This window comes from Rhizobium sp. 05L429 (assembly GCF_056397645.1).
This window is the reverse complement of the sequence record NZ_JBFTNV010000020.1, coordinates 110,451-120,260: the sequence shown is the minus strand read 5'-3', so window position 1 is coordinate 120,260 and position 9,810 is coordinate 110,451. Positions and strand designations below refer to the sequence as shown.

General features: G+C 58.7%; 10 protein-coding genes. 6 read left to right on the top strand and 4 right to left on the bottom strand.

Annotated elements, in window-relative coordinates; translation table 11 throughout:
- On the bottom strand, positions 1 to 172 hold a 172-nt coding region (locus AC1DNW_RS21160), incomplete at its 3' end, for a TerD family protein (RefSeq protein ID WP_477854266.1).
- Positions 173 to 314: 142 nt separating this feature from the next.
- Between AC1DNW_RS21160 and AC1DNW_RS21155 the strand changes: the two genes are divergently transcribed.
- From AC1DNW_RS21155 to AC1DNW_RS21140, 4 genes are all read left to right on the top strand, one after another.
- On the top strand, positions 315 to 701 hold the full coding sequence (locus AC1DNW_RS21155) for a transposase (protein ID WP_113309436.1): 387 nt from the start codon (positions 315 to 317) through the stop codon (positions 699 to 701).
- The gene (locus tag AC1DNW_RS21150) at positions 698 to 1,756 is read left to right on the top strand and encodes an ATP-grasp domain-containing protein (RefSeq protein ID WP_477854260.1); all 1,059 of its coding nucleotides are present in this window, start codon (positions 698 to 700) and stop codon (positions 1,754 to 1,756) included. Before AC1DNW_RS21155 ends, AC1DNW_RS21150 begins: the two co-directional genes overlap by 4 nt.
- The gene (locus AC1DNW_RS21145) at positions 1,756 to 2,895 is read left to right on the top strand and encodes a S1C family serine protease (protein WP_477854259.1); all 1,140 of its coding nucleotides are present in this window, start codon (positions 1,756 to 1,758) and stop codon (positions 2,893 to 2,895) included. Before AC1DNW_RS21150 ends, AC1DNW_RS21145 begins: the two co-directional genes overlap by 1 nt.
- 255 nt (positions 2,896 to 3,150) lie before the next feature.
- Entirely contained in the window at positions 3,151 to 3,912 is a 762-nt protein-coding gene (locus AC1DNW_RS21140) for an HAD family hydrolase (protein WP_477854258.1), read from the top strand.
- 196 nt (positions 3,913 to 4,108) lie between these two features.
- Here AC1DNW_RS21140 and AC1DNW_RS21135 read toward each other — a convergent pair whose 3' ends face one another.
- On the bottom strand, positions 4,109 to 5,179 hold the full coding sequence (locus AC1DNW_RS21135) for a DUF475 domain-containing protein (protein WP_477854257.1): 1,071 nt from the start codon (positions 5,177 to 5,179) through the stop codon (positions 4,109 to 4,111).
- Positions 5,180 to 5,582: 403 nt separating this feature from the next.
- Here AC1DNW_RS21135 and AC1DNW_RS21130 point away from each other — a divergent pair, with 403 nt between their 5' ends.
- Positions 5,583 to 5,879, top strand: a complete 297-nt coding sequence (locus AC1DNW_RS21130) for a hypothetical protein (RefSeq protein WP_113296442.1) — start codon at positions 5,583 to 5,585, stop codon at positions 5,877 to 5,879.
- Between the two features lie 318 nt (positions 5,880 to 6,197).
- On the opposite strand, the gene AC1DNW_RS21125 is transcribed toward AC1DNW_RS21130, so the two are convergent.
- On the bottom strand, positions 6,198 to 7,376 hold the full coding sequence (locus tag AC1DNW_RS21125) for an adenylate/guanylate cyclase domain-containing protein (RefSeq protein WP_477854256.1): 1,179 nt from the start codon (positions 7,374 to 7,376) through the stop codon (positions 6,198 to 6,200).
- Between the two features lie 249 nt (positions 7,377 to 7,625).
- Here AC1DNW_RS21125 and AC1DNW_RS21120 point away from each other — a divergent pair, with 249 nt between their 5' ends.
- On the top strand, positions 7,626 to 7,823 hold the full coding sequence (locus AC1DNW_RS21120; protein WP_113296441.1) for a hypothetical protein: 198 nt from the start codon (positions 7,626 to 7,628) through the stop codon (positions 7,821 to 7,823).
- Positions 7,824 to 7,970: 147 nt separating this feature from the next.
- Here the strand turns inward: AC1DNW_RS21120 and AC1DNW_RS21115 are convergent, their stop codons facing one another.
- The gene (locus AC1DNW_RS21115; RefSeq protein ID WP_477854255.1) at positions 7,971 to 9,806 is read right to left on the bottom strand and encodes an ABC transporter ATP-binding protein; all 1,836 of its coding nucleotides are present in this window, start codon (positions 9,804 to 9,806) and stop codon (positions 7,971 to 7,973) included.
- Between the last annotated feature and the right edge of the window lie 4 nt (positions 9,807 to 9,810).

Here is a 9,810-nt window from a genome sequence, read left to right as displayed (position 1 = left end):
CCACTAGGATGACCGAGGCGTCGAGATCGATACTGTCGCTGCCACCGGTGAGCTTGCCAAAAAAACCCTTCTTTTTGATCGGGTCCCAGCCCAACCCGATGTGGAGGCGGGAAAGGCTGGGAGCCTCTTTGGCGAGGGATACAGTCTGATTTTTGGAGAGCGATATGCTCATGGAATACCTCCTCTAATGGCGTTGGAAAAATACACGAGAAAATTGTGTTGACTGCATCATTTCATTCAAACATAGGTGGTAAAAAGTGAATGTCAAGAAGCTGTCGATATTATTGCTTGTCAAGTCGCTCTGAGCGCGCAATATGGAGGTTATGTCAGTAAAAAGAATAGCTTACACTATAAAACTGCAAGTCGTTTTCGCCCTTGCTCAAGACGTCGCTCCTCTCAGTATGGACGAGGTGGCTATGGTCGAGGAAGCCTTCCGGTCGGGAGCGCGCACATTTAAGTGCGATATCCTTTCGGTGTTGGCGGGAGAGCGCTGGTTCCAGCTAATCCTCGCGACGGCTCCGGCTTTCGACGTGCCTAAGGCTATTACGTCCCTGAAGGCCGTGACCTCCCGGGCGATGCATGCCAGACGCGGGGGCGACGCAGGGTTCTGGTCACTCGGATACTTCGTGGTCAGTATCGGCGAGCCGGTCGATCCTGAAGAAACCGCGGCAAAACTTGAAAACAACGGGATTAAGAAATGAAGCCGACCTCCACCATCTGGCTTAATCAAATGCACGCCTCGCAACGGGACGTCGCGGACCTAGTCCGCACGGGTTCTTCGGGCAAAGTCAGGGTCCTCTCCTCCCACGGTTCGGACCGCGAGGACATCTTCATGACAGCCGATGAACATTTCCTTGAACCTCGCGAGGTCACCGACCCTTCTTTCGACTATGCTGAATGGGCGCTTAACACGGCATCGGACAACCAGGTGGATGCGCTTCTTGGTATGCGCTACAGGAAGAAGCTTATTGATGCCCGCAACCGTTTCGCCGCGCGTGGCGTGCGGCTTGCAGCAGGTGCGGTCTACGCGGACACCATTGATCTCTGCGATCATAAGGACCGTTTCACCGTCGCCATGAAGGCTCTCGGCATCCCGGTCACCGAGACGATCTCGGCTGACGATCTCGGCGGCCTGAAGGCAGCGATCACCGAGATCGCGGCCACGGGGACCGAAGTCTGCGTAAAGCCGGCTGTCGGTGTCTATGGCCGAGGCTTCTGGCGTTTCGTGCCAGGCCTCAATCCCTTCACCCTTTTCTCGACGATCGACGGCAACGAAGTTGATCCTGAGGTTTACCTCGAGGCCTACGCCCGGGCGGAAGCCCCCTCCAGGTTGATCGTGATGCAGTATCTGCCAGGCGTCGAGAGCAGCGTAGACTGCGTCTGTGACAACGGCGTCGTCATCGCGCACGCCGTCCGCCAAAAAAGCAAGGACAGGCAGACGATTTTCACGGGTGGCCGCGAAATAGATGTCGCTCGTGCCGTCGCGTCGGAGCTAAAGCTGGACGGTCTGATAAACGTGCAGACGAAGGAAAACGCGGCAGGCACTCCCGTTCTCCTGGAGGTCAACACCCGCCCGAGCGGTGGCGTTGGCTACTCGGCCGCCGCCGGTATCAACCTCCCGCTCGCCTGCGCGCGCATGATGCTGGGCGAGAGGGTCGGTGACACTTCGATCCCGTCACCCGTCGTCATCCGCCGGACGGACCTCGCCTACGTCCTTCCCCGCGCCACCGCCGCCCTCAACGGATGGGCCGCCTGATGCCATACGACCTCGTCGCAGGTGCGAACGCTTCCATAACCGGGGAGGAGGTCATCGTCCGTGCCCATGCCGCGAATGCAGGAGCCGTCGATTTCGCGGTCGCCGTGCTTCCCTTGCCGTCGGGAGCCCTGCCCTGGCTTCCTTTGCAGGATCTGCCGCCGTCCTATGCCGAAGGCGCTAAAAGCGGCGTGGAATTCAAGTTGCACCTTCCCGTATTTCCGTCAGAGGTCCAGACCATCGCGCTCGTTCTCTACGCAAGCGGCGGCTCGGCCACTCTGATGTCGCTCAGGGACGTTGCCCTTGATGTCGGCGGCTACGCCATCACTCTCGACCATTCCGACCTGACCGTGCCGAGCGTCGTTTTCGCAGAACTCTACAGACGCAACGGGCAGTGGAAGGTCCGCGCCAAAAAGGACGGCGTGTTCGACGGCATCGAAGAACTCGGCCGGAGATTGGGTGTGCAGATCACCGACCGTCGGCGCGAAGAAAGGACGAGCCTCGACACGGGTGCAGCCCCTCCAAGGAACGGCGCACGAGGGACTCTGGCGGACTGGACCGGATCGGGCAGCATAGTCGCTGACAGGTTTCTTATAACCAACGCGCACGTGGTGAATCAGGCGAGGGAAATCTTCGTCTCCGGCTTTGTAGGCAAGACGAGGGCCGAACCCGTGATCGTCGACGAGACCAACGATCTCGCCCTTCTCAGACTGTCCGAGTCGTTCGGGTCATCCCAGATCGCCTTCCGCGATGTTGGTGTGCATCTCGGGGAAACCGCCGTCACGCTTGGATACCCCCTTTCCGGCCTCCTCGGCCGAGGTCCGCAGTTCACCAGCGGATCGGTCTCGAACCTTCTCGGTCCTGGCGACGACGCGCGGCTTGTGCAGGTCACCTGCCCTATTCAGCCCGGATCGAGCGGCGGCCCCGTCTTCGACGATTCGGGGCTTTTGATCGCGGTGATCACGGCGACGCTGAGCAATGCCCAGAACGTCAATTTCGCAATCAGGTCGGCTTTGGTGCTCCCGCTGCTGGAGGCAGCCAACGTCGACTTCGAACGCAGGGAAAAAGGACAGTCCCTTCAGATGTCTGAGATCGTAAAGGCGAATTCACGGTTCGTCTGGCGCGTGGAATGTTTCGCCTGAGCTGGTGTCGCCCTCACGATGGCGGATTTCCCGCTCGACGGCGGTTTTCAGGAACTCGGTTCGTGTTTCCCCTTCGAACCTGACGGAATCGATACGCGATATCGTCCCCTCGGGAAACCGTCCCGGCATGTGGTCAAAGTTCGTACGCGGCCTGCCCTTCTTCAAAGCGTCCTCCGTTATCTGATATCAGTAAATACTGGTTGACTATTAACTGATATCAGATAAATGTCCACCACGAAGACGACAGGAGTTTGCATGAAACCGATCGCGCTCGTAGACCTTGACGACACGCTCTTCCGCTCGCGCAGGAAGATCACAGGCTACGAGGAAACAGAGCTGACGCTTGGCGCTCGAGTGCTCGATCCTGATGCCCCCGCAAGCAAGCACTCCTATATGGACCCCGTCCAGAAGAACATGGTCGAGTGGCTCCTGCAGACCTCGGAAGCGATCCCGGTGACCGCGCGCGGTACGGAATCCTATGCCAACGTCCAGATTCGCTTTACGAGCTATGCCATCGTGGCGAACGGAGCCGTGATCCTCCGACCAGACGGAAAGCCCGACGCCGAATGGCGTGAGAAGGTAACGAAAGAGCTTCTTCCGCTGGCGGACTACTTCGAGAAACTGCTCGAAGACGGCAGGTCCCTTGCAGAGGAGGCGGGAGTGTCGATTCGCTGCTGGCCTGTCATGGAGGAAGGCGTCGCGACCTATGTGGTCTTCAAGGAAAACGACGGGGACGGCGCACGTCTTGCCGACATCGTTCCGATCGTCGAGCGGCTTGGCTGGGTTCGCCACCACAACGGCAACAATCTGGCATTGATCCCACCTGTGATCTCCAAGCGGCTCGCGACGGAATTTCTGCTTGCCCGCCTCCGTAAGGATGAGCCGCATCGCCCTGTCGTCGGATACGGCGATAGCGTCAGCGACTTCTCCTATTTGAGCTTGTGCGATTGGTGGGGAGCGCCAAGCGTTTCACAGCTGACCGACCTGATGGTGAACGCTACCGCAAACACCCACTGACGGGCGACCATGCCAGAGGGTTCTCGACGAACTATTCGAGGTTGACTACGGCTCAGGCCGGGTCGGAAAGACACAGTGTACGCGCTGTGACGAGATCGCAGAGACAACGGACATCTCCTTCGCCCCTGGCATGCCCTCCTCTAACTGAAGAGGCCTCCGGGATTGCTCCGGAGGCCTCTTCCTGTTGTCGTCTGGCTTAGTGGGCAGCTGCGTCCGAGACCGCTTCTTGTCCGCCTTCGGGGTTGGCCTTGTTCCAGAGCATGGAGGACCACAGGGCGATACCGATGAGGCCCGCACCGAAGAGGCCGGTGACCACTTCCGGAATGTGTACGATCGTCTGGACGTACATGATCACCGAGAGGATGAGGATGGCCCAGAACGCTCCATGTTCAAGATAGCGATACTCAGCGAGTGTGCCTTTCTCAACCAGCATGATGGTCATCGAACGGACGTACATGGCGCCAATACCGAGGCCGATGGCGATGACGAACAGGTTCGTCGAGAGGGCGAAAGCACCGATCACCCCGTCGAAGGAGAAGCTGGCGTCGAGAACTTCAAGGTAGAGGAAAGCACCGAAGCCGCCCTTGGCCGCTCCTGCCAAGGTTTCCTGCGACGCGTCGAGGGCGCTGCCGACCAGTTCCACGGCGAGGAAGGTCATGAGGCCGTAGATCGCCGACCAAATGAAGGTCTGCTGTACCGCAGGCTCCAGGAAACGGGAGAAGATCACCATGACGGTCAGGACGAAGAAGATTTCCACGCCCTTGATGCCGGCGACGCGCGCCAGACGGTCTTCAATCCAGTGAACCCAGTGAACGTCCTTTTCTTCGTCGAAGAAAAAGCTGAGGCCGACCATCATCAGGAACGTGCCGCCAAATGCGGCGATGCTGACATGCGCATCATTCATAATGCGTGAGTATTCTGCCGGCTCGTTGATGGCGAGAGTCATCGCAGCGATAGGACCGATGTTTGCAGCAATGGCGACGATGGCAAGCGGGAACACGATGCGCATACCAAAGACAGCAATCACGATACCCCACGTCAGGAAGCGATGCTGCCACACCGGTGTCATGTCCTTCAGCTTGTTCGCATTGACGATCGCGTTGTCGAATGACAGCGAGATTTCGAGCACGGCGAGGACGGCGCAGATAAAGAAAATCTGGCCAGCTCCCGCGAGCGTACCCGTCGAATTCCAGCCGAGCCAAGCACCGAGGAGAAGCCCAAGGGCGGTCACGATAAACGCCCATGTGAAATATTTATATGTCGCCATTTAGAAACTCTTCCCTAGGCCCGGGGCCGGTTTATGTTGACGCCTTAGAACGGCGGTATCAGCAGCGCGCACGGGACTCGGAACGCCGATTTCTCCCAACGAATACATCTCTGCCTCTAGTCCATATTTATGAACTATGCGCAATGGTGGGGACATCGAAATCTACAGGCAATGGTTGAGGCAATACAATTTTTCGTGCATTTCTATGAAAAAGAATTGCAAATAAGTCTTCATTCCCGGCTTTGGTGCAGCGAAGCGAGCAATTCCAATTGTTCACCATTCCCTGAGAAGTCCAAGCCGATTGACCACTGCCGGATGATCTATTCAGCAATTTCAGATAATAGCGGAGGCATCGATAGCTGGATCGCCTCGGAGTAACATCGTGAAATCTCGATTGTCGTCCATGTTTGTACTTTCAGCATTCGCGCTGCTTGTCGGTTCGACGCTTGCTTCAGCCGAAGGCTGGCAAACCGACGCGCAAGGCACTTCCAACTGGCATGTTTCGCCTCCAATCGGGCAGTGCAACGTCAGTCGTGCCAGGAACAGAGCGATACGCGCCGGGATTTATCGAAGCGAGATCGTCTATCGCGACGAGAACCTGCTAACCTTCAGGGGGCTGACGCTTAACGGAGATCGCAAGGAGATCACCTTTGGAAACGAGGCAAGCTGCCCGGAGCTGGAGTCGAGAGACATTCCATAGATTGCAGACGGGCCCAAGCTGCGGCCTCAGTCTTTTCGCAGGAAGTCAAGGATCCTCCATCCGCAGCTCCTGCGAATACCCGCGCCACGCTCTGAAGCATTCTCAGACCTTCAGGGCTCTCAGCAGCTCTCGGTCTTCCCAAGGAAGACACGGAGAAGATCTGCTTCCACAATGCCGAGGCCTTGTTCGGGCACTACGCAAAGCTCGCATGATGCGCGGCCACATACGTCTGCGAGGTGGCGCAGATGACACGGCGTCCGCTCTTCTGACGGTTCATTCCCGCCCGATAAAGCCCGCAGAATCCGATAGAGTAAATGGTCAATCTGGCCAGGCGTAAATCGCGGCTGGCCGAGCGACGCCCTTGAGTGGAAAAATGCCCGCTTTCTCGAAACGGCCTGGCGTCTGCGAAACGAAATCGGCGGATGCCAGCAGGCTGTGGCCGATTTCGTCGGCCAGCTTCTCCATGCGCGCCGCTTCATTGACCGCCCTGCCGATCGCCGTGAAGTCGAGGCGGCGGGCCGCACCGACGTTCCCATAAAAGACCTCGCCGACGTGAAGGACGATATCGACGAGAAGCCCTGGCTCTCCCGCTTCCGTTCGCCTGCGATTGACATCAGCATTGGCGTCCATGGCGGTTCGAGCCGCCGACAGCGCGCGGCGGCATGCCTCGGCCGGGTTGTCGATATCGGCAGGGAAGATGGCGAGCAGACTGTCGCCCATAAACTTCAGGATCTCGCCGCCCTCCTGCTCGACCGGGGCGCCGATCGCCTCGAAGTGTTCATTGAGCCAGGCAACGATGCGTTCGGGCGCATGCCTTTCATTGAGTGACGTGAAATTCTTGAGATCAGCCAGAAGGATCGCCGCATAGATCGCGGTACCGTCGCCGCGCCGTATATGGCCACCTAGGATACGACTGCTGCTTCCGGCACCCGTGTAGACCGCGAGCACGTCGGTGGCAACGCGTGTGGTCGCGATCCGGCAACAGGTAAGAGTGAGGGCTGGCATCAACCGCCGCAGTTCGGCAATCTGATGATCGGAAAATCCCTCGGGATGATCGACAGCGAGGGAGAAGCTGACACCTGCAAGCGCAGTATCCCCGGGAAATCGGGCCAGTTTCATCAGGTAATCGGTGGCTCCAAGCTCGGCTAGCTCCGTCAGCAACGGAATCGGCGGCGCGTCCGGTCCGGGCGGCAATTTCCAGCGGGCGTAATCGAGGTCGTTCGCCAGGAGATAAGCAACAGGCGAGCGCTGGAACAACTCTTGACCCGCTTCGTCATGTCCTTGAACTTCCGTCAAAAAGCCGGACGATCGGTACCATGCGACCGAAGATCCGCGTTGTACGGGATCAATCGACGGCATAGCGATCGACGCACGAATGATCGGGTATCCGAGGTCCATCAGCCGCTCCGCCACGCCCTGCAGAACGGTCTCGATCGTATCGGTCGATAGTCCCTCGGCAATAATCCAGTCGATCAGTTCCTGCAAATGTGGCATCATATATCTCTTGGCCTCCGGGATTTGTGGAGGTCTGTCGTTCTACCGCAATTTCGTCAATGGTCCATTGGCCGTGTTATTCACGGGCACAGGACCGGAACGCAACAAAAATGCTTGATGCTCGCATCGGTGGCACCAAAAAGGATGGAACAAAATCAACGCAGGCGCGTAATCGTTCTCTAGGACACCACGAACCTGTTATCGCCCTAACAAGAAGCACAACCCACCTCGAGGAAGGAGAGGAATGTGTCTATGACCTCACGCAATGCTCACGTTGTACCGCACGACGATCACGTGGTCACCGCCAAGGAGGCCCTGGAGGGACTTTATCTGAGGCTTGAAATGGAGGCGGAGGTTCGCTTGGTCGCTGCGGCGTTGCGCGCCGGCTGGACGGCGGACGAAGCGCTTGAAGCGATTGACCAACTTCGAGCCGACGATACCAGGCACTAGGGCGTGGTGCGTGCATTCGCACTTGTTAAAGACGCCCTAACTCGTTGAATCCAAGCATCGGGCTTCCGAAAATCGATTTCGATTTTCGAGCCAATGCCGTAGGCTTTCTTGAAACAGCCATAGATGTCGCGGCGGCGAAAGCCGCCCTCAGTTTGCCACCAGATGCCCCGGCGATACCTCGCGGTACCCGAGCGGCTTGATCTTATAATCGACAGGCCGGATCGGGCTTTTGATCTCGTCGTTGGCAACAGCGCGTTTTTCGCGACGGCGGTCGGGATCGGGGACCGGCACAGCTGCCATCAACTTCTTGGTATAGTCATGCTGCGGATTGCCGAAAACGGCCGCTCGCGGGCCGATTTCGACAATCTCACCGAGATACATGACGGCGACGCGATGGCTGACGCGCTCGACGACGGCCATGTCATGCGAGATGAACAGGAAGGCGAGGTTGAGGCTCTGCTGCAGATCGAGCATCAGGTTGATGACCTGCGCCTTGATCGAAACGTCTAGTGCCGAGACGCTCTCATCCGCCACGATGACCTTCGGCTCCAGTGCAAGCGCACGAGCAATACAGATACGCTGGCGCTGACCGCCGGAGAATTCATGCGGGAAGCGCGAAGCCATGTCGGGTGTCAGTCCGACTTTGGCGAGGAGGTCTGCGACGCGCTCCCTTGCCTGCTTTGCCGTACCCATCCTGTGCTCGAGATAAGGCTCGGCGATGGCATCGCCGACGCGGATACGCGGATTGAGGCTGGCGAAGGGGTCCTGGAAGATCATCTGCACGGTCTTGCGCATCTCGCGCATGCCCGCCTTGCCGAGCGCCAGCACATCCTTGCCATCGGCAATGACAGAACCGCTCTGCGCCTCAATCAGCCGCATGATTGCGCGCCCGGTTGTCGACTTGCCGCAGCCGGACTCGCCGACGAGCGATAGCGTCTCGCCCGCATGGAGATCGAAGGATACGTTCTCGACCGCATGGACGCGACCGGTCAGCTTGCCGAAGAGGCCCGAATGAATATCGAAGCGCTTGGTGAGGTTCTTCACCTCCAATACCGGACGGGCGGCTGCCGCGACTGTATCGGCCGTCTCGACCGGCGTGTCAGATTCTCCGGTCGCCGTATTGACGACAGGAAAGCGCAGCGGCCGCTCGTAGCCCTGCATGGAGCCGAGTACCGGGACGGCAGACAGCAGGGCGCGGGTATAGGGATGTTTGCCGCGGTGAAAGATATCCGCCGTCACCCCCGTTTCCACTTGCTCGCCGCGATACATGACGACGGTACGGTCGGCGATCTCGGCAACGACGCCCATGTCATGGGTGATGAACAGAACCGAGGTCCCCTCCTCTTCCTGCAGCATCTTGATCAGATCCAGGATCTGGCCCTGGATCGTCACGTCGAGTGCCGTCGTCGGCTCGTCGGCGATCAGGAGCTTCGGCCGCGAGGCAAGCGCCATTGCGATCATCACGCGCTGGCGCATGCCGCCGGAAAAGCGGTGGGGATATTCGTCGAAGCGCGAGGCGGCCGAGGGGATGCGCACTTTTTCAAGCAGCCGGATCGTCTCGGCGCGGGCTTCTGCCTTCGACATTGGCCTGTGGCAGAGCAATGCCTCGGATATCTGGTCGCCGATCGTGAAGAGCGGATTGAGGCTCGTCATCGGCTCCTGGAAGATCATAGCGACATCATTACCGCGAACCTTGCGCATTTCGCCTTCCGGCAGGGCCAGAAGATCGCGCCCGCCGAGCATGATCTTGCCTTCGACGCGGCTCGAATCCAACTGCAGAAGGCGCATGATCGACAGGGAAGTCACACTCTTGCCGGAGCCGCTTTCGCCGACGATAGCGACTGTCTCTGCCGGTGCGACATCAAAGGAAATATTGCGAACGACCGGCTTCCAGGCGCCATCGACCAGAAACGATGTCGTCAGATTCTGGACGGAGAGGACCGGCTCTGCCGCTGTGATGGATTGTGCCTGGATGCCTGTCATGATC